Below are 24,964 nucleotides of genomic sequence, written 5' to 3' on the forward strand. Positions count from 1 at the left end.
TGCCAACATGCTCACCGTAATCACTCCGGTTCTCCTGCTTGGCGTCCAAGCAGGCATTGAACATGTGGGTCAGTTTTCGATGCAAATTTCTAGTGGAAGTGGGTCAGTTTTGCACGCACCTCAACACTACGTCAACCAAGGCGGTGGCCTTTGGGACCGCATGAAGCGCATGTGGAACTGGCATCCGGGCATGGGCGACGGCAACTCGCACGCCGCGAGTTCGTTACCGCCGTCGAAAGATGGCTCGACTGATGGGGGTGCCGGGGACGTCTATCTCGATGGCAACAAAGTCGGGAAACACGTTGCCCGGACACTCTCCAGCCAGTTAGGAAGCGGGTTCTACACCGGCAGCATCGATAACAGCGTGAGTCTGCCGATGGCAGGCCTGAAGAACTGATATGCCTAATACCCTGATCCTCGGCGACTTCACGTTTCAGGACATGGAGATCCCCGAAGTCATCGGCTTCGGTGGTGATCAGAGGCTGTCGATCAAGCGGTTGCTCGGCGGCGTGCGTGTCATCGACGCGATGGGTGGCGATCCCCGGCCGATTGAGTGGTCGGGGACCTTCTTTCCGACGATCAGCGGTCAGAGCGCGCTCGATCGCGCGTTGACGCTCAAGCAAATTCAGGACGCCGCCCAGCCAATCACGCTCTCATGGGATGAGCTATATCTCACGGTCCTGATCAGGTCGTTTCTCCCGGACTACCAGTTCGCGCGCATTTCGTACCGCATTTCGTGCGAAGTACTGGAAGACCTCACGGCCCCGGTCTACACGAACGCCTCACCGAATGCCGACGACCTGATCAACGGCGACATGGACTCCATCAGTTCGCTTGTGCCATCGGTTGGTGACTCCACGTTGTCAGGACTTACATCGACGCTGCAAAGCGCGGTGAGTTCGGTTTCCACGTTCGTCGGCGCAGCGCGTAGCACGATCGCGCAAGTGCTCACGCCGTTGAACGCCGCCCGGCAGTATGTGCAGTCGCTCGTCACCGCCACAGACTCTGTGCTGTCGACGGCCGCGAGCTTCGCAAACGTCATACCGGGCGTCACGCTCTCGACGAACATTGCGAATTTCGAAGCGCAACTGAATGCGGCAACCCGCATGTCAACGCTTCAGCAATTGAATGGTCTGATGGGACGCCTCGGCAGCAACGTGACGCAGATCAATTCGAGCGTGCGTTCGATCACGGTCAGCGGGGGCAACCTCTATGACCTGGCGTCGAAGGAATATGGCGATGCATCTGCGTGGACGCAGATCGCAATCGCTAACAATCTCAGCGATCCAACTTTGAGCGGGATCTCGACTCTCGTCATTCCGCCGTATAGCACAACCACCAGCGGCGGCATCCTTAGCGCATAACCTATGACAGCATTCACTTCTCCAGTCGGGCGACAGCCTCGGGGCGCCGTCAAACTGAATGGGGAGCTGATCACTGGCTGGGTCGAGTTCGAGGTCGACAACAACACGTACTACAGCGCCGACACCTTCCGTTGCAAGTTTGCGGGAGCGAAACTGCCGACTGATCGCAACGCGGTCTGGTTTGCTGAGCAGCAGGACATGTTCGTCGAGCTCTTCATCGGCTTTCCGACGAATCCGGCCTCGTTTAGCGCCGCCGATCTTCAGAGCTTCATCTATGGCCAGGTCGATCACATCACCATCGACCCGATTTCCAATACGATCGATGTCGACGGGCGCGATCTCACGCGATTGTTCATCGATACGAAGACCACGCAGAAGTGGCCAAACCAGACGTCGAGCCAGATCGCCACGCAACTCGCCACGGCTCACGGTCTGACGGCTGCCGTCACCGCGACCACCACGCGAGTCGGGAAGTACTACGAGATCGACCACGTCAACATGTCCGACGAGCGATCGGAGTGGGACATCCTCAACTATCTCGCCGATCTCGAAGGCTTCAAGGTCTGGGTGCGCGGACAGACGCTCTACTTTCAGCCGGTCGCAGATCCGACCAAGACGACGCCTTATCCCATCGTCTATCAGGTTGCGTCGACGAGCGCTGGGCCGAAAGCCAATTTCGAGGCTGCGAAATTCACGCGCGCGCTCACGGTGTCTCGCGGCATTCAGGTAAAGATCCGCAGCTGGAACAAGAAGTATGCGAAAGGCTTCACGGTCTCCTACCCGTCGACGGTCAAAACGATCAAGGTCGGCCAGTCGGCGATCGGTGCCGGCGGCCAGATTTATTCGAAGACGGTCGCGAACCTCACACAGGATCAGGCGCTCCAGTACGCGCAAAATTGGTACAAGCAGCTCGTCGCACACGAGATGAAGTTGGAAGGTTTGGCGCTTCCCGGTGACAACGCGCTCGACGTCACATCGATGATCCAGTTGAGCGGTACCGGAACGGCGTTTGATCAGCTTTACTACCCCGACAGTATCAACCGTGCGATGTCTTTCGATGGCAGCTACGAAATGACCATCGCAGCGAAGAATCACGCACCTGACTCGACGGTGACCGCATGAGCATGGCCCGACTCGCAAACGCGATCCGGCAGCAGGCGCGAATGTCGACGGCGCACGAGACGCTGCCACGTTTCGCGACCATCAGCAGCTATGACGCCAGCAATCACGCTGTCAAGGTCATTGTCCAGCCGGTCGATCCCGAGATCGGCGAACAGGAGTCGAACTGGATGCCGCTGGGTGCGATAGGCATCGGCAATGGTTGGGGCGTCGCCGTGGGACCGCAGATCGGCGATCAGGTGCTGGTTGTCTACGAAAGCGGCGACTTCAGTTCCGGCACGATCGTCGCGCGCGTGTTCTCTGTGGCACAGAAGGCCCCGGCTGTGCCGTCCGGAGAGATCTGGGCGCTCCACTCCACTGGCTCGTTCGTCAAACTCGTCACGAGCGGCGATATCAGTGTGAATACGGTCGGCAACCTCACTGCGACGGTGGCTGGAAACATGACGTCGACAGTCAACGGAAACGCCAACGTCACTGCGACAGGAAGCGCCACGATCAAGGCCGCATCGGCGGTTCTGCAGGCTGCATCGATCAAGCTTCAGAACTCAGGCACGGCGCTTCTGAGCCTGCTCAACAGCCTCTTCTCGCAGTGGGCAGCGACGCACGTCCATTCGAACGGCAACGGCGGCGCAAATACCGGCGCGCCGACAACGTCGCCGCCGGCCAGCGGCCAAACCTCAATCGTTCAAGCTGAATGACCGTGGACATCTACCACTACTACGGCTCAGACCTTCAGGTCTCGCCGTCGGGAGACCTATTGGTTGCGGATCAGTCGACGACGGGCACTCAACGCGTCTATCGCCGCCTGCTGACGAACCCGGCTCTCTCGAACACCGCAGGCGATCCGATCGCATCTGGTGACTACACGTGGCACCCCGACTATGGCGCGGGGGTCCCTCGCAAGATCGGCTCGCCCGGGAATGTTCCAGCCACGAAAGCGCTTATCCGCGGTCAGATGCTGCTCGAGCAGGCCGTCGCGCGCAGTCCAGCACCCGTTATCGGGCTCACCCAGCAGAACGACCTCGTGAGCGCGACGATCCAGTACACGGACGCAAACACCGCTACGCCGCAGCTTCTATCGTTTGACCTGAGCCAGGAGCCTTAATGGCCACCCTCTCCTCCCAGTCGTTCGCAGCAACCGTTTCCAATTTCGCCGTTGCAGTTCAGGGGTCCGCCTCATCGCTGATTGACTTTTCGATCGGCTCGGTTCTTTTGGCAATTGCCGAAGCCGTTGGCGGCGTGGCGATGTGGCTGCAAGGCCTCATTCTTCAGGTCGCAGCCCTCACGCGCGCAGCCACGTCGAACGGTACGGACCTCGACTCGTGGTTCGCTCAGTTCGGGTTCGCGCGCGAAGCTGCAGTCGCGGCCACAACGCAGGAAACGTTCGCGCGCTATACGCCAACGAATCAGGCAACGATCGCAATCGGCGCCAACGTCACGAGCGCGGATGGCACGGTCACGTTTGCGGTCATTGCCGACGCGACTAACGCGGCGTACAGCGCGACGCAAGATGCCTATATCTGCCCTGCAGGACAGGCAAGCGTAAATGTCACCGTGCAGTGCACGGTGGCCGGAACGACGGGCAACGTTGCGGCGGGTGCGCTCAACACGCTCGGCACCGCCATCCCCGGCATCGACTATGTGACGAACGGCTCGAACGTTCAGAACGGGATCGCTACGGAGACCGACGCCGCTGCGCGATCGCGTTTCGTGCTGTGGGTCGCAGGCCTCGGAGGGGCGACGCTGGCCGCGATTCAGTCGGCAATTGCCGGTGTCCAGCAGAACATGAGCGGCATCATTGTCGAAAACCAGCAGTACAACGGCCAGACGCAGTACGGCTATTTCACGGTGATCGCCAATGACGGCTCCAACAACCTGACGTCCACCGAGGAAGCGAACGTCGCCAACGCAATCGAGGTGGTGCGGCCTCTGACGGTGACCTACGGCGTGCATGGGCCTGTGCAGGACACGGTCACGGTGTCGATGACCATCACTACGGCGAGCGGATACACGCACTCGACCGTAACCGCCCAGGTTCAGGCTGCGCTCATCGCTTACATCAATGCAATCGCAACGACGGCGAGCGGTGCGACGCTGCCGTACACAAGCTTGCCCGCGCAGGCCTACGCAATCGCAGGCGTCACCAATGTGTCGAATGTGCTGCTGAACGGCGCGACGTCGGATCTGACGATTCCCTATACGCAAGTCTTCCAAGCGTCGACCAGCTCGGTCACGGTGAACTGATATGGCGACAGGTGACCAGAATGACATCATCAGCCGCCTGCAGACTTACCTTCCCCGCGGCTGGTTCGGGGACTGGAGCGAATCGCCGATCGTAGGCGCAGTTCTCACCGGCGTCGCATCCGTTTTCGCCGTCACCTACACGTTGATCATGTTCATCTGGGCGCAGACACGCCTGGCGACATCGAGCGGCGGCTGGATCGACATATGGGCGGCTGACTTCTTCGGCGGCAACCTGCCACGCAAGTCGAACGAGAGCGACGCCAGCTATATCGCCCGAATCAAGGTCGCGCTCTTCCAGCAGAAAGCGACGCGCCCGGCAATGATCAGCGTCCTGACGCAGCTGACCGGCAGAGCACCGATCATCTTCGAGCCGAATCGGCCTCTCGATAGTGGGTGCTTGGGCGTCAATACAGGGGTCAACAGCTTCTGCGGGGTAGCTCGCATGGGATCGCTAGCGTGCCCATACAGCGCGCTGATCACAGCCTACCGACCGCTCGTCTCGGGCGGATCTGCGGGTGCTGCCTACAGCAACGCTATCGCGATCTCTGCGCTCAACACCCCGCTTTCCCAAAGCTACACGGGATCTCTCGCCGACGAAGTTTCGGTGGCGACCGACGACGACATCTACGCCGCAATCAACGCTACGCGTCCTGTCGCCACGAACATCGGCGTCGCCATTACGAACTGATCCGCATCTTCATCAAGTCACCAAGGGCCGCATACGCGGCCCTTTTTCTTTTGCTCCGGAGTTTTCATGCGCCGTGTCGAAACGTACGTAGGCCAACAGGTGTACGAGTGGCTGTTCTCCGCCCAGGCCCAGAACAACATGACCGCCATGGCCAAGGTGTGCGCGGCCATCTTCGGCACCGGCGGCACCGTCAACGGGCTGGCGTGCGGCCCTACCAGTCCCGCTACGATGACCGTGCAGATCGGCGCTGGCGAGATCTACCAGATGGAGAATCTCGAGGCCACGGCGTGCGGAACGCTTCCCGCAGATACCACGCACACGATCCTCAAGCAAGGCATCCAGCTCGGCACCTACACGACGGCCACGTTCGCTGCGCCCACCACGAGCGGCCAGTCGATCAACTACTTGATCGAGGCCCAGTATCAGGATTCGGACATCAGTCTTGATCCGACCAGCGGCAGTTCGCCGGTTGTGCTCCAGTATTACAACGCAACCAATCCGTCGCAGCCGTGGTCTGGTCCGAACAACAGTGGTTCGACGAGCAACACGTTCCGCGACGGGATCGTGGCATACCAGATCAAGGCTGGTGTGGCGGCAACGACCGGCTCGCAAGTCACGCCGTCGCCGGACACCGGCTGGATCGGTCTGTGGGTCGTCACGGTTCCGTACGGAGCCACTTCGCTCACCAGTTCCAACATTTCCCAATACACCGGCTCGCCGATCCTGCCGACATCCCTGCTTCAGTCATTGCTGACGAGTAATCTTAAGTACGGCGTCGACTCTGGCACAGTAGGTGTCGTGCAGGCGAAATTCCCAATTCCTGTGACGACGCTCGTCGACGGGATGGATGTGTGGGTGAAGATCGCTGCCGCGAACCTCACTACGGCTACCTTCACGCCGAATCCGGGAGTGATCTCAGCTGCACCGGTCGTAGGCGCAGCACACGCAGCGCTTCAGGGCGGCGAACTGGTAGTTGGCGGTCGCGCCAATTTCGTCTGGCGTGCCGACATCACGTCGTGGGTATTGGTTGAATGCACAGGCGCCGCGATTCAAGTCGCTCCCGCGACCGCTAGTCAGCACGCACCGCAGATGGCGCAGGTGGCCGGGTTCGGCGGCTTTCTCAATCTGACGTCAAACGCGGCGACGGGCGCCACAACTGCAACGTGGACCGCAGATGAAATGCCTGTAGCGACGGCACTCGGCGGTGTTCGGTATCTGATTCCATCTTTCTCAGGGACGCTGAATCTGGCGGCAACTGGCATTGGCGGAATGGATACTGGTACGGCTACCGCATCGAGTTTCATCGCAGTCTACGCCGCATATAACCCCAGCACTGGTGCTTCCGGTGTATTTGCGCAGGTAGTAGGCGCGAGCGCCGCACCGCTGGTGTACGGTGGCGCGAATCGTCCGTCTGGCTATACTGCCACACGACTTATTTCCATCGTTCCGACCAACACCACCGTAGGTCAGTTCTCGGCGTTCGCGCAGACTGACCGCGCCATCATGGTCAATTCGGCAACGATTCTGTCAGGAACTACCAGCAGCGCCAGCTCGTCTTTTGCTGCTGTTACATTGACATCCATTCCTTACAGTGCGCGAGCAGTGAGAATTACCGGAGGACAAACCAATTCTGCGGCTAGCAACTCGCATTTATACATCGCGCAAAATAGTAGTGGTGTTGGAGGTTTGGATTTTGGCCTCAACACCGCAGCAGGAGGTGGTGTTACACAACCGAATTCGACAATCCCAGTCAATACTCCTCGCACGTTGTATTGGCAAGCATTCACCAGCAGCTCAAGCAATACGCTCAGTTACTCTGCAATCACGATCGGTTACGAGATCTAAGGGGATGCCATGTCGACGACACTGTACGTTCAATTCTCCGATTCCTCTGAAACGGCCATCATCACGTATTTCGGAGGTCCGCAACCAGATGGGGCGTATTCGAACTATGGAAGCCTTGACACATCTGATGCACGCTGGAAGGCTTTCTATGATGCGATGAGTGGTGCAGGTTATGGTGAGGGTCTGCCGCCCCCGAACTGAGCGATGTGATATGCCATAATCTGGCCAAATTTCGGTATCGAGGACAGGGCCAGATGGTGGACGAATCACCAGTTGCGACGAAATGTGCTATGTACAGCCACGCGAAGAATCTCGACGTTGAGGTTCTTCGCGCCTTTGCAGTTGTATCGGTTGTGATAGGCCATGCGGGAGCATTGTTTGTCTGGGGTTCTCCCGCTATGAACTGGTTGGCGCAGCATTTCGGGCTGTGGGCCGGGGTCGATTTGTTTTTCGCAATCTCAGGGTTCGTGATAACGAAAGGGCTATACGATCAGTTGTCTCGCGCAGACACGAAGTCGGAGCGGACACGTGTTTTGATTGCCTTCTGGACGCGGCGGGTCTATCGAATTCTTCCGTCGGCTGTGCTTTGGCTCTCGATCGGCTTGCTTTTGACCGTTCTCTTTAACCGAAGCGGGACCTTTGGTGGGCTACGTGGAAACCTGACAGACGCCATCGCGTCGCTGCTACAAATCGCGGACGTTCACTACTACCAGTGCTTAACGCTGCACATCGATACCTGTGGTTCTACCCGTGTATTTGGTCCGTATTGGTCGCTATCGCTCGAAGAGAAGTTTTATCTGGTTCTTCCCATTGCAATAATTTTTCTTGGTGGAAGACTGCGCGTCGCGATGTTGATCGCGATTGCAGTGCAGGTGCTGATGCCACGGCCAATTCTTGGGCTAGCCTGGTATCTTCGAACTGACGCCTTCCTGATTGGCTCGCTACTTGCGCTTGAATCTGGAAGCGTGATCCATCAAGAGGTTCGCCCCACCGTTCTTAACGCGAAGTTTGGGAAGATGATCCCTTGGGCAGCATATGCGCTGCTGCTCATCACGGCCGCGCCGTTTCAGATCGTTCCGATTTACTTGGGCATCGTCGCTATACTTTCTGGGATCCTCGTCTGGATTGCCTCGTATGGGTCCGGCTATGTCGTCGGCAGGGGACTGTTCCGGACGGCACTGGCATGGATCGGGACTCGCTCATATGCAATCTATCTCATCCACATGCCATCGTTCTATGTGACGCGCGAATTCTGGTATCGCATGTCTGGACCCGATGTGCATTTCGATGGCACTTACACGCTGAGATTCATCGTCACGGCTATTGGATTAATCGTCGTATTTGCGGAACTAAACTATCGTTTTATCGAGACGCCGATACGTCGGCTGGGCGCGCGTCGCTCTGCATCGATACTTGCGCGCGCCGAGAGTCACCATGTAGCTCAAAACGTGTAATTCACACTCAGCATCCAGTCCCCTTTGATGCCAGGCGGAACATTTTTGTTCGTCGATTGACCGACCGGCGCATACAGATAGTTCAGCCGCATTGAGAACGGCCCGCGCGAAATAGACGCGCCCGCGAGTGCGCCGAGCTGGACGTGCGGGCTATGCGACAGGGTTTCTTCGGTGCCTGCGGGTCCGAATGGGCCATCCGAAAGCGCGGTCGCGACGCTAGTCCAGGTGCTCCTGTACAGCGCCGGTCCGATCTCCAGACCGAACTGCCAGCCAGCACCGAGATCCCAGAACGGCTCGACAGTGAGTGCGAGCGCCTGGATGCCGCCGGTCGAGTCGAAGCGCCGCATGGCGCCGCAGTTGTTGTCGTTGCAGGTCTGCGTGGTGATGTTGTAGCCGCCAGACGAGCCTGTGCCGTCGAAGTCAGCCGCGTCCTGAGGATTGACAGACGACCATTTGACCTTGCCGAAATTGTAGTAATCGAGGTGAAAGCGCACGCCCGGCACGAACGAGCGCGGCCGCGCATCGACGGCGTTCATGACGATGCCGACGCGGCCGCCATAGCTGCCGTTCGGCGTGTCGTGCGAGAAGCCTTTCGAGTAGTACATGCCGTCGCCGAGTTTCGTCGCCGACGTCACGCCGATGCCGGCTTCGACCTGGAAGAAAGACTCGGCTCGCGCTGGCACTGCGGCGGCGCACCCGAGCGCAGTCGCTACGGCTGCTGCTCGCCAGCGGCATCCAGCTTGATTACGGCGCCGTACTCCCTCGCCAGCTCGAACAATTGCTCGATGCGAGTGATGCGCATGCCGCGAAGCAATGCGAGGTTGAGCATCCCGTACATCAGCACATGGAAGCCCATCTCCCGCTTTTCCTTGTCGGACGTGTACTTGTGAAACTGCCCGCTGGTCGAGACGCCGAACAATTCGGCCATCTGGGAATTGGTAAATCCGAGCTCCTCTTTGAGGCGCCGAAGCCCTGCCTGCGGAAGGGGCTGATATTGCATGGAGTTGGTATCCAAGCGCGCGCGCGAGCGCACGAAAAATGATCTTCATGATGGTTCCTTTCGGAGTATCGGGCACCGCGAAACGCTTAGCCCTGTGCGATGAATGGTATCACCCCTAGGGTGATAGTCAAGCAAATAATCAACAGCCGCCCACCGGGCGGCTTTTTTCATTTCTCGGGGATTTGATGAGCGAGATCGACGTGATCAACGAACGACTTGAGCGAGGTGATCAGCGCTTCGCTGAGATTGCAGAGGCCCTTTCCGGAATCACAGCGCATCTACGACAGCAGGACGAGACGATGGTCGGAATCGTAGGAAAACTCGACAGGGTCGCTCAGGGAACCGAGGACGTCGTCTCGATGTGGAACGGCGGAGTGAAGGCCGTTCGTTTTTTTTGCCGAATGGCCGAGGCGTGGACTTTCCTGTTGAGGAGGGTGCTGGTACCTGTGGGCAGCTTTCTGATCGCCGTACTGGTCCTGATTGCCCTCATCTCCTATCACGAGCAAGGTCACTTCCCCACGTGGCTCGCTGACGCGTTCAAGCTCGTACTGGCGGTGCTCTGATGCCTACGATTACTCCATCCCAAGCCGGCGGCGAGAACCGCTGCGCCTTCCTCGACATGCTCGCGGGCAGCGAGATCGGGCCCGCGCTGCTCGCGGCCACGCAGAACGGATACAACGTGCTCGTCGGATCGACGCCAGCGCATCCGCTGACCTTCCCGAGCTACGCGGCGCACCCGGACATCCTGAACCGCGCGCTCAACTCCACCGCGGCGGGCCGGTATCAGCTGCTGTACCGGTACTGGCTGAGCTACAGCAAGATGCTCAACCTGCCAGACTTCGGCCCGCTCTCGCAGGACAAGATCGCGCTCCAGCAGATCCGCGAGTGCAATGCCCTGCCGTTCATCGACGCGGGCAACTTTGCGCACGCCGTGGCGCTGTGCTCGCGCATCTGGGCCAGCTTGCCCGGCAATGACTACGGCCAGCACCAGAACACCATCGCACTGTTGCAAAGCTACTTTACCGCGGCGGGAGGTGCCCTCTCATGAGCAAAGCGAAGATCGTTCGAGACATGCAAGGGCGCTTCTATGGCATCCGCTGGACGTGTCCCGGCTGCGACGTGAATACACGCGGGTCTGGTGCACACATCTTGCCAGTGAACTGGTTGCCTCCCGGCGAAACGGAGGAGTCGCCGCACGTTGCGGGCAAGCCTCACTGGGGCTTTAACGGCGATATGGAGCAGCCTTCGTTCACGCCCAGCGTGCTGAGCACGTGGGATGAATGGCAGGGCGACGACGTGCCGGCTAAGAAGCACGTCTGCCACTCGTTCGTCGGCTGTAACGGCGCGGCGCCGGGCCAGATCATCTTCCTCGGCGATAGCACTCACGAACTCGCCAACAAGACAGTCGATCTGCCGGATCTCTGACGACAAAAAGCACCGCAATTTATTCCGAAGTTATTCCAGCCGCCTCCGGGCGGCTTTTTCGTTTCTGGAGCAATGAATGCCCCGATGCAGTCATGACGTCCCGCTAGAGCACCCGTGCCACAAGTGCACAAGTGAGGGACTCGCGCGCGTGCCCTCTGGCGAACATCTCATGAAAGAGACCGTTGTCGAGGTCGAGTTCTATCCCGACCACGAGGCACGCGCCGAGTCGACGACATTCCGGCACACGAAGACGGCCGGTCACAAGGCAGGCCTGCGCTGCTCGATCAGCGGACAGCCGAACCCGGAATACCACCACTTCTGGTGCGAATGGGCCGACGCCGATGCGGTCGACTGGACGATCGTGAAAGCGATCGCGATCGGCGAGATCACCGAAATCCCGGTACTGGACGAGGTCACCGACCAGCCGACGGGCGAGACCTTCCCTGCCGAGCAATCAGCGATCTGGATGATCTGCCAGATCACCGCGCTGCGCGGTTTCGACTGGCAGGCGTTCGACCCGGCCAAGCCGGAAACCTTCATCGACAGCCCGCAAAACATGCTGCCGCTGTCGGCCAAATTCCACCGCTCTGCCACGCACGGCATCCATCACCGCACGTTCCCGACCTTCGTGTTCCAGGGCTATCCCCGGCGCACGGGTTTCGTTTTTTCACCGGACGAGATCGTCCAAAAGGAGAAAGCATGAACAGCACCCCCATCAACACGGCAATCGCCGTAGGCTCTGGCGCCCTAGTCGCGCCGGTCATCGATCAAATCGCAACTGGACTGCATCTCTCCCTCACGCCGGATGTGCGCAACGCGATCATCGTGCTCGTCGTCGCTGGCGCGCACTGGATCGGTCATCGCTACAGTGCGTCGAAGACCGCGCCGACGGCGCAGCCGTGATTCGTGCGGCGCTGGCCGCGCTCACGCTGAGCGGCTGCACTGTGATCGAGCACGTGCAGGTCATGCCGGTCATCAATCCTGACACGCTCGATGTCTCGTGCTGTGTGGCGTACGCAGAAATCCCGCCGTCGACGCGCCTCAGCGTCACCGTCAAAAAGAGCAACACCAGCTTTTCCATCAAGGCCGGCGTTCGCTGGTCCTTTTGAAGTCCCTTCCCGCCGCCAAGCGGCAATCCACTGGAGTTCACATGAAGAAGATCCTTGCCGCATTCGCGGCCGGCGTCGTTGCGCTCGCACTCGGCGCATGCTCGTCCACCCAACTCACGACCGCGCAGCAGCTTTTCACGTCCGACTGCGCCGTCGTGAATGCCGATCTGCAAGCGCTCACGACCTCGACGCTGCTCACCGCAGATCAACAAAGCAAGGTGGCGGATCTGCTGACGGCTAACAAGGCCGTCTGCTCGGCGGTGGCGTCAGCCGACGTGTCGACGCTGAAGAGCATCCACGACTCGTTGCTGCCCGCAGCGATCCTCGTCGTTTCCGCGGTTCCCGCAATCCCGAACCAACCTGCGATTTTGCTCGCGTTGAACACCATCGGGCCGATCGTTCAGCAACTGATCGACCAGGCTATCACCGCCTCCACAGCATCGGGAGATTCGGCGGCTTCGGCGCCCGTTGCGGCGAGCCAGTAATGGACTTTGCGGCGATCCTCGCCGCGGCGCGCCGGGCCGATGCCGCCTATATCATCGACCCGGCGCAGTCCAAAGCGGCATTCGAGCAGCTGGGCCATTTGTGGATCGGCCAATACCGCGACCACGACAGCCAGGCAGTTCTCTCGCACGACTCGCAAGGCGTCTATCTTTCGATCAGCGGGACGCGGTTCAGCGCTGGCAAGCTTGGTGATCTGCTGGATGACATAGACACCTACCCCGTCAGCCTCAGCGACGGTGTACAGGTGACGCGCGGTGCGTACGAGGGATGCGACGACATCTGGAAGTGGGCGAAAGCGCAGGTTCCGGCAGATACCGTGTTCAACGTCGAGGGGCACTCTTTGGGCGGTTGGCGCGCGACCTACACGCCGCTATTCCTACCGGCCGCACAGATCGGCGTTCTGCACGCGTTCGAGCCACCAAAGGGCGCGAACCTCGCGTACTTCCAGAAGTACAGCGCTGAGCTGGCGCGCCTCGTGGTCGTCGGGAATGGAGCGGACGTGTGGTTCGGCTATCCGCGTCTGGACGGACGGTGGATCCATCGTCCAGGTGAGATGCTGCACTTGCTCCCGGCCGGTTATCGGATCATCGACACGTCAGCATGGCCGGGCGGCCTCGACCTTGGCGATCACGATATTGATCTCATTGTGAATCGTCTTGCAGTTCTCGCCGCGGCACCGGCGGCTACCGCTTAACAGGCCGTACAACCCATAGGCTGCATCTGGCCTATGGGCACCCCTCTCGTTTACCTACGCTATCGTCCAAAACCACCTTGTAAGTGTTTGTTTTTATTGAGTGGATATTGTGTGAATCGCCAGTCAATAAATTCTGCAGGATGCATTTCAAGACTTTGATTTATATGGAAAACCAGTCGTATTTGGACACCTTCCAGATCGGCATCGATCACTGGATTTCGAAGCGCACGAGCCTCTATGCGCGCGCGGGCTATTTCAAGAACAACGGCACGGCCTCCGTGAGCTGGCCGGGCGTGAGCGTCCCCCCGCCCCCGCTACCCGACGGCCCCGGCTCCAAGCAGGCGATGGGCGCGGTCGGCATGACGCATCGCTTCTAAACCGCTTCGCTCCGCTGAAGGCAAAAGCGGCCCTTGCGGGCCGCTTTTTTTACGCTGGGTTTATCGATTCAGTCGATGCGCTCGATGTCGCCGGGCTTCCAGGTTTTATCGAAGAACGGCTGCGTCGGGCCATACAAACGCAGGATCACGAAAAAGCCCTTCTCCGGCAGCGTGCGGATGTAGTTCTTCGCATTGATGCCGGCGGGCTGCTTCGGTCCGAACACGATGTCGATCGAACCGTCGGCGTTCTTCGCGGGCTCGTCCATCGTGTTGATCGACGGGAACGCCTGGCCGTTCTGCAATCCCGACGCGCTCCACGCGTCGTAGGCCGCGACCGACCAGAAGATATGCGCCGGAATGCCCGCAGGCAGATGCAGCTTGTAGGTGTGCTCGCCCGTCAGGAAACGGCCCTGCGCGTCCTTGAACGCCGTGGGATACTTCGCGCCCACGTTCACCATGCTGACGGCCATGCCCGGGCTCGCCGAATACGCGTAGGTGAAGAAGCCGGTGCGAATGTCGATGTAGTTGAAGGTCGGCGACGTGAATTCCGCGTTGCCCGGGAACACGTTGAGCCACTGGCGATCCGGATACCACTTCTGCGCATAGGTGTTCGCCGGCGGCGCGACGGCGATCACGCGCGCCATCTTCGCGGCCGTGCGCGCCGCATCGTCGAGAATCTTGCGCGTGCGCTCGTCCGGCTTGAACGGCTGCCCTTTGACGATGCCGAGACTCGCCGCCATGCCGCGCATTTCCATGTCGGCGGGATCGGGATACTCGCTGTCGATGAAGCGCGAGAGCATGTCGAAGGCGCTGCCATCGGTCGGATACAGCATGTTGATGGGCACGCCCGACGCGTCGGGAAACTGCATGGGCTTCGCGTTCGCCTGCTGACCGAGCGGATAGATCTTCGTCTGCTCCAGCACGCCGACCGGCTGCGCGAGTGCTTTCGGGTTCTTGAAGAAGCCGCGCCAGAAGACGAACACGCCGTTCGTGCGCGAGCGATAGACGTAATAGCCCTCGGGAACCGGGCCGTCGTAGCCCGGCGGCAGCACGAGATATTTGCCGCCCTTGCCCTTGTCGGGACCGGGCAGGCCGACGTCGCCGCACATCACATGGCCCTCGAGCTTCGGTCCGCAGATCGGACGCTGGAAGAAGTCGTCGAGAATGCCTTGCAGGCCGGGCGGCACCTCGATCACCATCGGGCCGTCCTTGCCCACGTCGAGATAACCGAGCGCGTAAATTACGTCCGAATTCGGCGTGGTGATCTGCGTGCGCGCGTCTAGCCGTTCCTTGAAGATGGGCAGCACGTTGTAACCCGCGCCGAACTTGCGTTCCGAGCCCTCCTTCATCGCGTACACATTGAGCGCGGGAATGGCCCAGATGTACGTCTGGACCGCGCGCTGGAACAACCATTCGTCTTGCAGCGTCTGGACTGATTGGGGCGCCGGAAAACCGCCGGGGAACGGCAGATTCGCGAGTTCGCCATAGTGCGCGGCAACAGGTGCGGCATCCGGTGCCGTGTCAGGCGCGGCTTGCGCCCACGTCACGCAGGGCGTCGCCAGCGCAACCGCGAGCGCGAGTCCGCGCAGGGAAGTGTTCAAGGTCGTCATGCGTCTCCTCCGTGCGCCGATTACGGATTCGTGGCGCTGGTGGCGCGCACCGGCGGCGGCGTCCACGCGCCGTCGAGCGCCGCGGCTTCAGGCCAATACGCACGCACGTACAGCGAGAAGTCCTGACCTGCGGGCGCCGGCAGCCAGTTCGCACGCTTCTCGCCTTCGGGCGGCGCGCTCTGGATATAGATCGTGAGCGAGCCGTCCTCGTTGGGCTTGAGGTCCTTGTTCTTCGTGCCTACCGAATAGCGCTTGATGTCGTTCGGCGAGAAGAAGTGATGCTCGTTGTAGAGCGTGAGCGACCAGAACCCCTTCACGGGCGGCAGCTTGCCCTTCGGGAACGTGACCGTGTAGGCATGCGCGCCATTCAGGCGCTGACCGCTTGCGTCGGCGTCCAGATAGAAGTATTTGGTTTCGTTGCTCTTGTTGACCAGGATGTTCGACTTGGCGACCGCCGCGCGCGTGTAGTAGTCCGTACCGAACGCCGCGCCGTTGGTGATCGTGTGCCAGTTGTCGTTCAGCGCATGCCCGAAGCTGTTGAAGTTGAACATCGGCGCGACGACTTCGGTATCGGCCTTTTTCGCTTCGTCGACGATCGCCGCCTTGATCGCCGGATCCTGACGCGCGGCCGCGAGCAGTGCCTCGGCCTGCGCGTAGAGCGCCTGCTCGCCCGGCAACGGCGGCGTGGCCTTGAGCACGAGCGGGAGTTCGTCCCAGAACTTCTCGGGCTCGACGAAGCGGATTTCCGTGTCGCCTCCGCCGCCGTCCTTGCCGAAATGCGGCAGCGCGGACCAGTCGGTGCGCTTCATCTTGCCGTCGAAATCGGCGAGCGGATAGACGCCGATCTGCGCGATCGTGGACTGGATCGCCTTGCGGTCCTCGGGCGTGTCGTCCATGAAGACGCGCGGAATCACGAGCCCGACCGAAGTGGGCGATCGGAATACGTGCTGGATGCCGGCGGGCACCTTGCCCTTCCAGTTCGGACCGGCCAGCAGATAGAAGCCGGGCTTCGTGCCGTACATCTTGCCGAGGCTCGCGAAGCTGTCGGTGCGTGTGTCGACGGCCTGGATCACCCAGAAACGGCCGCCGAAGTCGGGCACCTGCACGACCACCGGCGAAGCGTCGAGATCGACCACGGCCGAACCGTACACGACGTCCTGATTCGGACAGGCCACGAAGCGCTCGGCCGGCTCGATGTAGTCATGCAGCATCGACAGGCGATTGGGCGGCGCGAGCGGCACGATGCCGCCGTTCAGGCCCGGCGTGGGCACCTGACGCGCGGCGAGCAGCCGATTGTAGATATTCGTCATGGGCCAGGCCCAGACGTAAAGATTGCGCGCCAGCGTGCGCGCATACGCTTCGGACATCGCGTAACCGGCCACCGGCCCCGGCGGCAATGCGGCCGCGTGCGGTTGGGCCGCGCCGGGTGACTGGACTTCTGCCGCTGCCGCGCCTTGGGTGAACGACGCGACAGCCAGGGCGAGTGCGCCCACGAGGATGCGATTTTTCATGGTTCTTTTTCCGATTGTCGTAAGAGTTCGCATAGCGCGCAGGTCGGCGCGACGGTGATGAAGCAAACGCAGAACAAACCAGTTGTGTAAAAAAGAGCCTGCGCAGTGTTTCGTGTAGCGCAATTGCCGGGCTGATTTGCACGAACCGGTATACATGCCGGTTTATGCAAAATGCAGCAGCGTTATCTAAAACTCGAACAAATGAAACGGCGATACGAAAAATACCCACCTGGACCAGCCGATAAAAATCATATCGTGAAAGCAGGAATTCGATATTTGGCCCGCACGGCCGATACTAGCGTGACAGCACCCTGCAGACAATGTGGCGTGCACAATGATTATTTCGACTCTTCCGGCTTATTGACGTGAGTCACTGGCATCAAGCACATCGCGGATTCAAATACGCGAAATGCCGCGCCCATTCGAATGCTGCTGAATAATCGACCACATAATTACCTCACCGCAATTTATGCCAAAACTTATTCCATTTTTTCAATGCACGTTTGTACTGAGCCGGGAAAAGTGTCCGTAATAGGCGGCCCGGCGAGAATTTACCGGGGGCTGGCATCGCGCTTGCTTCTAGCCTTCGGAATCGACTCATGGGTTCGGCAACGGACGGCCGGTGCGCAGTTCGGCGAGACGCTGTCACGCAGCGCCAGTACACTCGTCGGAACGCAGATGCCCGCAAGGCCGACCACCGGGCTCCAGGTAACCGCGCCGCACCCGGCGCCTTTTTTCGGGAGAAATGAAGATGGCCAACGACACGATGCTGCAGCAGATGCGCGACAAACCGGGCTTCATCGCCGCGCTCGACCAGAGCGGCGGCTCCACGCCGGGCGCGCTGCGGCAATACGGCATTCCCGAGAGCGACTATCAGGGCGACGAGGCGATGTTCCGCCTCATGCACGAGATGCGCGTGCGCATCATCAGCGCGCCCGCGTTCACGGGCGCCAAGGTGATCGGCGCGATTCTGTTCGAGCAGACCATGGACGGGCAGGCGCACGGCAAGCCCGTCCCCGCGTTCCTCTGGGAAGACCGCGGCGTGGTGCCTTTCCTCAAGGTCGACAAGGGACTCGAAGCCGAAGCCAACGGCGTGCGCCTCATGAAGCCGAATCCAGGCCTCGACGCGCTGCTCGAACGTGCCCGCAAAGCCGGCATTTTCGGCACCAAGATGCGTTCCACGATCGAGCGCGCCTCGCCGGAGGGCATTGCGGCCATCGCAAAGCAACAGTTCGAAGTGGGTGCGCAGATCAGCGCGCACGGACTCGTGCCGATCCTCGAACCCGAAGTGTCGATCAAGGCGCCCGACAAGGCTCAGGCCGAAGCGCTGCTGCGCGACGCGCTGCTCGCGGGTCTCGACGCCCTGCCCGCCTCGAGCGACGTCATGATCAAGCTGACGATTCCCGACACGCCCGACTTCTACAAGCCGCTGATCGACCATCCGCGCGTGGTACGCGTGGTCGCGCTGTCAGGCGGCTATTCGCGCAGCGACGCCTGCGAGCGCCTCACGCACAACCACGGCATGATCGCGAGCTTTTCGCGCGCGCTGATCAACGACCTCACGAAGCAGATGAGCGACGCCGAGTTCGACGCCGCGCTGGCCGCGAGCATCGACGAAATTTATCGGGCATCGGTCAAGAAGGTCTGAGTGGATTGAGCGCGCGCGGCACGCGCCGTCTCGTTAACAACCGAAAGACAGCCGGGGCCATATCCCGGCTGTCTTTTTTTGTTGGGCGGTTATACTGTTCGCCAGTCGATCGTTCACTCATTTTTTGCGATATGGACCGGCCATGAGGCGGTTACTCTGCCTGCTCGCCTTGCTGCCCGGCTTCGTGCAAACCGCCGCGGCGCAGCAACAGCCCCCCGAGGACAATCAGAAGCTCCCCACCTACCTCACCCAGAAGTTCGGTCTGGCGAAGGAAAAGGCTGCGCAAATTTCTGAGGCCGTCACCACGGCAGCCGCGAAATATTCGCTGCCGCCCGCGGTGCTGCTCGCCATCATCTCGATCGAGTCGCGCTTTCGCGAGAAGGCGCGCGGCGCGAACAACGCGACCGGCCTTATGCAGGTCGTGCCCTCGGCGCACCGCAATCTGCTGCACAACAAGGATCTCACCGACCCCGACGTCAATATCGATGTGGGCTCGTCGATCCTGTACGGCTACAAGCGCGACGCCGGCGGCGATCTCGACGCGGCGATGAAAAACTACGGCGGGTCGAAAGCCTACGCACAGAAGATCCGCGCACGCGCGATGGAATTCAGCCATGTGCTCGACAGCGCGAGCGCCCCGCATGCCGCCGATGCCGCCGCAGCGAGCGCAAGCGCCGCGTACACGGGCGCGTTTTCGGCGACGCTCGCGGCGAATACGGTGGCCGGAGCCACCGCCATCGCTACGGCGGCGAACGCGAGCGCAGCATCCGCGACGCAAGCGGCGTCTGCGCAATCGGGTGCATCGGGCACACAGACCGCCTCGTCCACCGACGCCTCAAGCGCACGCGACGCCGCACGCTACCAGTCACGTTCGCGCGATCGCTGATCCGCTCGCTGCGTCTCTCGTCCATTCCCTCGCATCACGCTCCACCGCGCTGCCGCTCCACCGGCGGATATGCGTAACGCCCTTCGAGATGCACCGCGCGCGGCACGTACAGGCGCAGCGCCAGATAGAACCGCTCCGGCGGCGCGGGCAGCCAGTTCGCGCGCAATACCGGATCGGCGGGTTCGTTTGCGGAGATCGCGATCCGCAAGCCGCCGTCGTCGTCGAGACGCAGACCGCGCGTGCGGTCGCCGAGCGAATAGCGGCCGATGGCATTCTCGGCCAGCATGCAGGTTGCGCGCTCGTAAGCGGTCAGCGACCAGAACGCCTCGACCTGCAACGCTTCGCCGGGCGCAAAGTGCAACACATACGATTCGCGGCCATCGAGCAGCGCGCCATCGTCGTCGCAATCGGCGGTGATGTACATCGCTTCTTCGATGCCGAGCGCGCCGATGTAGCTAAGTGCGACCTGCGCGCGTTCGCGATAGTCATCGCCGAAGGTTTCGCGCACATCGACCGGCAGCGCCCAGCCGCCGCCCAGCGCGAGCGGCGGCGCGCTCGCCAGTTCGCGCGTGAGCTGCGCAATCGCGCGAGTGAGCGCGTCGGTTTGCGCGGCGTCGAGCGTGGCGACATCTGCGCCGATACCGCACGAGCGCCAGCGCGCGAGGCTTGTCATCGCACTAGCGGGCGGCGGGTTTTCCGTGAGCGCGCGGTTCACGACCTGCGCGAAGCGCGCCGCATCGCCGAGTCGTTCCTGCGGCTGCACGCACGCCTCGATACGCGTCGGCACCGGCGCCGTGCCGCCGGGCGCGCGTTCGATCGACAACTGATCCTGCAACAGCACGGCCGCTGCCAGATCGTCCGCGCCATCGACGAGAATACGGCCGATCACCCAGACCGTATCGGTCGGACACGCGAGCGCGCGCATGCCCGCAGGTACCTCGCCGCGCCACGTCGGCCCGTGCACGAAGAACGCACCCGCGTCGTCGCCGGTCGTGCGGCTGCCGATATAGCCGAACGGATTCGTGTACATGTCGAGCAGACCCAGCACGTAGTAGCGCGAATGCATGGCCGGCACGCGGATCACGAGCGGGCCACCGCGTAAATCGAGCCACGCGCTCGAATAGAGCGTGTCGTTGTTAGGCGTGACGACGCGTCGATGCTGCGGCCCGAGCAACTGACGCGTGTGCAGCCAGGCGTTGGCCCAACGCGCGGTGGCATCGGCGTCGTGGCCCTCGACGCGCGGACAGGTCGCGGACAACATGCGCGCCATTTCGTAGAGCGGCAGCGCGAACTGCACGGCCTCGACGGCGAGATCGACAAGATCAGCGCTTGCAGCGGCGGGTTCGTCGAACGAAGCGGATGAGACGGTCGGAGTATTCATGGCGATGTGAAGCAAAGAAAATGGCGTGAACGTCAGGCGTTCACGGGCGACACGTTTTGCACCGGCGGAATCGCGTAGCGCCCTTCGAGAAACGCGGCCTGCGGATGGTAGAAACGCAGAATCAGATAGAAGCCGTCGGGCGGCGCGGGCAGCCAGTTCGCGTGCGGATCGGCGGGCGCTTCGTGCTGAGTGGCGATACGCAGTCCGCCATCGGCGTCGTAACGAAGCCCCGGCGTGCGGTCGCCGATCGCGTAACGGCGGATCGGGTTATCGACGAAATAGCGGTCCGCGCCATAGAGCGACAGCGACCACAACGCATCGACGGGCGGCAACCGACCCGGCGCGAAATGCAGGCTGTAGCGGCGTGCGCCGTGCAGCGGCTCGCCCGCATCGTCAAAATCGGCGGTCGCATAGACGGCCTCTTCCGATGCGAGCGCGCCCAGCCCCTTCATGGCGATGCAGGCGCGCAGCAGATGCGCATGGCCGTAGCGCCCGAGTTCGAGGCTGTAGACCCAGTTGCGGCGCGTGCGGCTTTGCGTGAACGCGAGCAGCAGACGTTGCGCGTCGGCATAGGCGAGACGCAAACCGTGCTGCACTGTTTCGGGCAGCGCGTTCACGTCGGTCCGGCCGCGTTCGCGCAGACCCGCGCGCACGAGCATGCCGAAGGCGGCGGCTTCGTCGGCGCGCGGCGGCATATCGGCGAACGAATCGAACACGTGCTGAAAGTAGTCGAGCGCGTCGTCGCCGCTTTCTTGCCAGTCGCGCACGCACTGCGGTCCCGCGCAAACCGGGCCGTTCAGCTGGAACGCGCGCGCGGCATCGCGGGCGCGAGGCAGATCGCCGTCGCTTTGCACCAGCACGCGGCCGAGCAGCCACACCAGCGCAGTGGGACAAGCCACCGGCGTGCCGTCGCCCGTCGGCTGTTGCCCCGGCGTGTGCAGCACGACGCGTGCGCCGCGCGTCCCCACGTTGCGCGGCCCGAGATTCGCGAAGTTGTTGGTGAAGGCATCGAGCAATTCGATCACGAAATAACGCGTGCTCTCGACCGGCGGCAGGTCGAGCACGACGGGACCGTTCGACAGATCGATCCACGCATTCAGATAGAGAAAGTCGTTGGCGGGCGTGACGATGTCGCGATCCTCATGCGTCCAGCGCCGCTCGCTCGCGTAAAGCACGTTGAACGGCGCACGCAGCGGACTGCGCGAATGCGGCTGCGTGTGCAGCGCGCACGTGCGCATCACTTCGACGACCGGATAGCGTGCGAGCGCGAGCGGCCCCGCCGCCATGTTCACCAGCGTGACGACGGGATCCTCATCGGACTGCGCTCGCGGATCGATCTGACTCATTGCCTGCGTATACATAGCGAATTTCCTGCATCCACAAATAATTTTGGAATCCTGTTTATTGGCAATAAGGCGACTGCGCTTTATGCATCGCCCCACGCTTTTCAGCGTTCGCCCGACACCAGCGGACTCGCCATCTGCGCTTGCTGTTCACGCTGTTCGCGCCGCGCACGCGCCGCAAATCGCTCACGATCGGCTTCCGGATGAATCAGCACGGCGGCGACCAGCCCCGCACCAATGGCGAACGCGCCCGCGAGCAGCATCCCCGTCTGGAAACCGGCGGCCTGGCTGGCGGCGTGATCGATCACATAGCCGATCACGGCGGGTGTGACGAGACCGCCGAGCGTCGCGATACAGATGTTGATGCCGAGCACGCCGCCGCGCTGCGCGGCCGGCACGATCTCGCCCGCGAGCGTCATGCCGCTCACGAACGTGAACGACGCGAGCGAGAATCCGACCGTCACCGTCGCGATGAGCAGCGGCCCGGCGCCAAGACGCGGCATCAGCACCAGCGCGATGCCCGAGGCCACGACCGCCACCGCGCCGAGCGTGCCGCGCGCATGGCGGCTCGACACGCCGCGCGCCATCAGCCGCTGCGACCACCAGCTCAGCAGCGGCGAACTGACCATCTGCCCGAACGCAGGCAGCACCACGATCCAGCCGACCTGCGTGAGCGAATAACCCGCCACGCGCACGAGGTAACTCGGCAGCCACACCGTCGCGACGGTCAGGATCACGTAGGCCGCGAAGCCCGCGAGATCGCTGCCGATACATGTGCGCGACAGCAGCAGCGCGCGCAGCGGAATCCGCTCGGGATAAATCGCTGAGGCGCCGCCCTGCGTCGCGACGGCGCGTGCGTCGTCATGTCCGCCGAGCGGCCCTTCCTTGCCGATCCACAGCCACAGCGCGCTCCAGACGAGGCCCACGACCGCGAGCAACTGAAACGCCGCGCGCCAGCCGAAAGCCACGATCACCGTCGTGATGAGCGGCGCGATCAGCCCCGCGCCGAACGACGCGCCGATCGTCAGCAGCGCCGACGGCACCGCGCGTTCGCGATCGGGAAACCACTTGTAGAGCGCGTGCACGGCGACCGGAAACGCGGGCCCCTCGCTCGCGCCGAGCAGCACGCGCGACAGCACGAGCGTGGCGGGCGCGGCGTAAAGCAGCAGCGGCACCTGCGAAATCGACCACGTGACGGCCATCGCAAGCAGCAGCCAGCGCGCCTTCACGCGATTCGACAGCAGCCCGACCAGCAGCGCGGAAATCGAAAACAACGTAAAGAAACTGGCGGCGATGCGGCCGAATTGCCCGTGCGTGAGATTGAGCTCGCGCATGATGGGCTCGGCGGCGAGACCGATGAGCGCCTTGTCGGCGAAATTGATGGCGAGAAAGAAAAACAGGCCGGCGACGATTAACCATCGCTGGGCGCGAGTGTGCGTCTCGAACGTCATTGCGTCTCCATTCGCGGCTTTTTTGTGGACGGCCGGCCAGCGCCGGTCGCCTCGTCTGCCGCATCGGGGACATTGGACGATGCGCGAATCAATAATACAACTGCATAATTTGCATCGAATCAATAAATCGGGCGCATGAATGCGGACGCATTGACGCAACCGACTCAGCGTCGGCATCGGGTGGCTTATCGAGACGTGGCGGCGACACGCTGGAACGCGCGGATAGCCTGTTCAGCGGCGGGCGACAGCGTGCGCCCCGCGAGATGGACGATGCCGAATTGCAGCCACAGCGGCGAGCGCGTGGGCAGCGAGAGCGGCACGAGGCCCGCCATGCGCGCCGGATTCCACATGGCGTGCGTGGTCAGCAACAGGAGCGCGTCAGTCTTGCGCGCGTATTCCTGCAGCACGTTCACATCGTTGCAGACGAGATGAAATTCGAGCGCGTGATTCGGCGCGTAACGCAGCCATTTGCGCAGCGCCTCGTGCATCGGATCGGGCAGCGGCACCGAGACGACCGGAAACGCCTGCAACTCGTGCGCATCGAGACCCGCGCGACCCGCGAGCGGATGCCCCTCGCGCACGAACCAGGCCGCCTGATGACGCGGCAGCGTCACCACGTTGACCTCGCTGGTCGGCTGGGTGCCGCGAATATCGACGATCAGGAAATCGAGCGTTTCGGCGTGCAGGGCGTCGAGCAGGTTTTTCCAGTTGTCGACGACCGCGTTGATACGCAGTTGCGGATGATGATGCGCGAGCTCGTCGAGCGCGGCGGGCAGCAGCATGGCCGCCGGATACGGCCCCGCGCCGAAACTCACCGCGCCGATGTCGTGATTGCGCAGCAGATCGACGTCGCGCACAAGGCAGCGCGCCTCGAACAGCACCTTCTTTGCGCGGCGCACGACCAGCTCGCCCGCTGGCGTGATCTGCACTTCGCGCGTCGTGCGGTCGAACAACGCCGTGCCGAGATCGTCTTCGAGCGTCTGAATGCTGCGGCTCAGCGCGGGCTGGCTCAAATGGACGCGTTGCGCGGCGCGCGCGAAGCTGCCCTCTTCGGCGAGGGCGATCACGTGTTCGAGCTGGCGTAGATTCATGGCGAGGCGCGGCAATCGTGACGGTATGACCGCCGGGAAGTCCGCATTGCGTGGCGGACCGGATGCCGCGCGCCGACGTCGCAACGAAGCGAGCCGGTGCGCGACATGGCGCGGACCGGCTCGGGATCGCTAAACGGGATGACCGCCGCGCGCGGGCGGCGGCCGACGCGCTCAGGCGTTCGCGGCGGGCGTGTCGCCTTCTGCAGCCGGCGCGGCCGGT

The 24,964-nt window shown here is 62.1% G+C and carries 26 protein-coding genes and 2 pseudogenes; 20 read left to right on the plus strand and 8 right to left on the minus strand.

Features of this window, described 5'->3' with window-relative positions:
• The 9 genes and pseudogenes from G3N97_RS21775 to G3N97_RS21815 all read left to right on the plus strand — a co-directional run.
• Nucleotides 1-397: pseudogene (locus tag G3N97_RS21775) on the plus strand (hypothetical protein); the annotation flags it as partial.
• A gap of 1 nt (nt 398) precedes the next feature.
• Nucleotides 399-1,364, plus strand: coding sequence for a hypothetical protein (locus G3N97_RS21780; protein WP_205995062.1), 966 nt, complete (start codon nt 399-401; stop codon nt 1,362-1,364).
• Between the two features lie 3 nt (nt 1,365-1,367).
• Nucleotides 1,368-2,486 (plus strand): hypothetical protein, encoded by a 1,119-nt coding sequence (locus tag G3N97_RS21785; protein WP_205995063.1) that lies wholly within the window; start codon nt 1,368-1,370, stop codon nt 2,484-2,486.
• Nucleotides 2,483-3,181 carry a phage baseplate assembly protein V gene (locus tag G3N97_RS21790; protein WP_205995064.1) on the plus strand — a complete coding sequence of 233 codons (699 nt, stop codon included), beginning with the start codon at nt 2,483-2,485 and terminating at the stop codon, nt 3,179-3,181. Before G3N97_RS21785 ends, G3N97_RS21790 begins: the two co-directional genes overlap by 4 nt.
• Nucleotides 3,178-3,588 (plus strand): phage tail protein, encoded by a 411-nt coding sequence (locus G3N97_RS21795; RefSeq protein ID WP_205995065.1) that lies wholly within the window; start codon nt 3,178-3,180, stop codon nt 3,586-3,588. The genes G3N97_RS21790 and G3N97_RS21795 overlap by 4 nt, the downstream gene beginning before the upstream one ends.
• Nucleotides 3,588-4,727 carry a baseplate J/gp47 family protein gene (locus G3N97_RS21800; protein ID WP_205995066.1) on the plus strand — a complete coding sequence of 380 codons (1,140 nt, stop codon included), beginning with the start codon at nt 3,588-3,590 and terminating at the stop codon, nt 4,725-4,727. The genes G3N97_RS21795 and G3N97_RS21800 overlap by 1 nt, the downstream gene beginning before the upstream one ends.
• A 1-nt stretch (nt 4,728) precedes the next feature.
• On the plus strand, nt 4,729-5,415 hold the full coding sequence (locus G3N97_RS21805) for a hypothetical protein (RefSeq protein ID WP_205995067.1): 687 nt from the start codon (nt 4,729-4,731) through the stop codon (nt 5,413-5,415).
• Between the two features lie 66 nt (nt 5,416-5,481).
• A complete protein-coding gene (locus G3N97_RS21810) occupies nt 5,482-7,260 on the plus strand; it encodes a hypothetical protein (protein WP_205995068.1) in 1,779 nt (592 codons plus the stop codon).
• Nucleotides 7,261-7,514: 254 nt separating this feature from the next.
• Complete coding sequence (locus G3N97_RS21815; protein WP_205995069.1) at nt 7,515-8,714, plus strand: acyltransferase; 1,200 nt, start codon at nt 7,515-7,517, stop codon at nt 8,712-8,714.
• On the opposite strand, the gene G3N97_RS21820 is transcribed toward G3N97_RS21815, so the two are convergent.
• Both G3N97_RS21820 and G3N97_RS21825 read right to left on the minus strand, forming a co-directional pair.
• Complete coding sequence (locus G3N97_RS21820; protein WP_205995070.1) at nt 8,702-9,397, minus strand: hypothetical protein; 696 nt, start codon at nt 9,395-9,397, stop codon at nt 8,702-8,704. The genes G3N97_RS21815 and G3N97_RS21820 overlap by 13 nt on opposite strands.
• Before the next feature lie 26 nt (nt 9,398-9,423).
• Nucleotides 9,424-9,714, minus strand: coding sequence for a hypothetical protein (locus tag G3N97_RS21825; RefSeq protein WP_205995071.1), 291 nt, complete (start codon nt 9,712-9,714; stop codon nt 9,424-9,426).
• A gap of 185 nt (nt 9,715-9,899) precedes the next feature.
• On the opposite strand from G3N97_RS21825, the gene G3N97_RS21830 reads away from it, so the two are divergent.
• The 9 genes and pseudogenes from G3N97_RS21830 to G3N97_RS21870 form a co-directional block, all read left to right on the plus strand.
• Nucleotides 9,900-10,277 carry a hypothetical protein gene (locus G3N97_RS21830; RefSeq protein ID WP_205995072.1) on the plus strand — a complete coding sequence of 126 codons (378 nt, stop codon included), beginning with the start codon at nt 9,900-9,902 and terminating at the stop codon, nt 10,275-10,277.
• Nucleotides 10,277-10,762 (plus strand): glycoside hydrolase family 104 protein, encoded by a 486-nt coding sequence (locus G3N97_RS21835; RefSeq protein ID WP_205995073.1) that lies wholly within the window; start codon nt 10,277-10,279, stop codon nt 10,760-10,762. Before G3N97_RS21830 ends, G3N97_RS21835 begins: the two co-directional genes overlap by 1 nt.
• Nucleotides 10,759-11,139 carry a hypothetical protein gene (locus tag G3N97_RS21840; protein WP_205995074.1) on the plus strand — a complete coding sequence of 127 codons (381 nt, stop codon included), beginning with the start codon at nt 10,759-10,761 and terminating at the stop codon, nt 11,137-11,139. The genes G3N97_RS21835 and G3N97_RS21840 overlap by 4 nt, the downstream gene beginning before the upstream one ends.
• Nucleotides 11,140-11,308: 169 nt before the next feature.
• Nucleotides 11,309-11,842 (plus strand): hypothetical protein, encoded by a 534-nt coding sequence (locus tag G3N97_RS21845; RefSeq protein WP_241030745.1) that lies wholly within the window; start codon nt 11,309-11,311, stop codon nt 11,840-11,842.
• On the plus strand, nt 11,839-12,042 hold the full coding sequence (locus G3N97_RS21850) for a hypothetical protein (protein ID WP_205995076.1): 204 nt from the start codon (nt 11,839-11,841) through the stop codon (nt 12,040-12,042). The genes G3N97_RS21845 and G3N97_RS21850 overlap by 4 nt, the downstream gene beginning before the upstream one ends.
• Entirely contained in the window at nt 12,039-12,248 is a 210-nt protein-coding gene (locus tag G3N97_RS21855; RefSeq protein WP_205995077.1) for a hypothetical protein, read from the plus strand. Before G3N97_RS21850 ends, G3N97_RS21855 begins: the two co-directional genes overlap by 4 nt.
• 41 nt (nt 12,249-12,289) lie before the next feature.
• The gene (locus G3N97_RS21860; protein WP_205995078.1) at nt 12,290-12,733 is read left to right on the plus strand and encodes a hypothetical protein; all 444 of its coding nucleotides are present in this window, start codon (nt 12,290-12,292) and stop codon (nt 12,731-12,733) included.
• Entirely contained in the window at nt 12,733-13,446 is a 714-nt protein-coding gene (locus G3N97_RS21865; RefSeq protein WP_205995079.1) for a hypothetical protein, read from the plus strand. Before G3N97_RS21860 ends, G3N97_RS21865 begins: the two co-directional genes overlap by 1 nt.
• 194 nt (nt 13,447-13,640) lie before the next feature.
• A pseudogene (locus G3N97_RS21870) lies at nt 13,641-13,823 on the plus strand (porin); the annotation flags it as partial.
• 68 nt (nt 13,824-13,891) lie between these two features.
• On the opposite strand, the gene G3N97_RS21875 reads toward G3N97_RS21870, so the two are convergent.
• Both G3N97_RS21875 and G3N97_RS21880 read right to left on the minus strand, forming a co-directional pair.
• Nucleotides 13,892-15,433 (minus strand): DUF1254 domain-containing protein, encoded by a 1,542-nt coding sequence (locus G3N97_RS21875; protein ID WP_205995081.1) that lies wholly within the window; start codon nt 15,431-15,433, stop codon nt 13,892-13,894.
• A 20-nt stretch (nt 15,434-15,453) separates the two neighbouring features.
• Nucleotides 15,454-16,944, minus strand: coding sequence for a DUF1254 domain-containing protein (locus G3N97_RS21880; protein WP_205995082.1), 1,491 nt, complete (start codon nt 16,942-16,944; stop codon nt 15,454-15,456).
• Between the two features lie 751 nt (nt 16,945-17,695).
• Here G3N97_RS21880 and G3N97_RS21885 point away from each other — a divergent pair.
• Both G3N97_RS21885 and G3N97_RS21890 read left to right on the plus strand, forming a co-directional pair.
• On the plus strand, nt 17,696-18,592 hold the full coding sequence (locus tag G3N97_RS21885) for a fructose bisphosphate aldolase (RefSeq protein ID WP_205995083.1): 897 nt from the start codon (nt 17,696-17,698) through the stop codon (nt 18,590-18,592).
• 142 nt (nt 18,593-18,734) lie between these two features.
• Nucleotides 18,735-19,478 (plus strand): transglycosylase SLT domain-containing protein, encoded by a 744-nt coding sequence (locus tag G3N97_RS21890; protein ID WP_205995084.1) that lies wholly within the window; start codon nt 18,735-18,737, stop codon nt 19,476-19,478.
• Between the two features lie 34 nt (nt 19,479-19,512).
• On the opposite strand, the gene G3N97_RS21895 is transcribed toward G3N97_RS21890, so the two are convergent.
• From G3N97_RS21895 to G3N97_RS21910, 4 genes are all read right to left on the minus strand, one after another.
• On the minus strand, nt 19,513-20,859 hold the full coding sequence (locus G3N97_RS21895; protein WP_205995085.1) for a DUF1254 domain-containing protein: 1,347 nt from the start codon (nt 20,857-20,859) through the stop codon (nt 19,513-19,515).
• 32 nt (nt 20,860-20,891) lie between these two features.
• On the minus strand, nt 20,892-22,220 hold the full coding sequence (locus tag G3N97_RS21900) for a DUF1254 domain-containing protein (protein WP_241030746.1): 1,329 nt from the start codon (nt 22,218-22,220) through the stop codon (nt 20,892-20,894).
• A gap of 86 nt (nt 22,221-22,306) precedes the next feature.
• Nucleotides 22,307-23,653, minus strand: a complete 1,347-nt coding sequence (locus G3N97_RS21905; RefSeq protein WP_205995086.1) for an MFS transporter — start codon at nt 23,651-23,653, stop codon at nt 22,307-22,309.
• A 185-nt stretch (nt 23,654-23,838) separates the two neighbouring features.
• Nucleotides 23,839-24,744, minus strand: a complete 906-nt coding sequence (locus G3N97_RS21910) for a LysR family transcriptional regulator (protein WP_205995087.1) — start codon at nt 24,742-24,744, stop codon at nt 23,839-23,841.
• Between the last annotated feature and the right edge of the window lie 220 nt (nt 24,745-24,964).

The organism is Paraburkholderia sp. Ac-20347, assembly GCF_017104805.1.
Taxonomy (GTDB): Bacteria; Pseudomonadota; Gammaproteobacteria; order Burkholderiales; family Burkholderiaceae; genus Paraburkholderia; species Paraburkholderia tropica.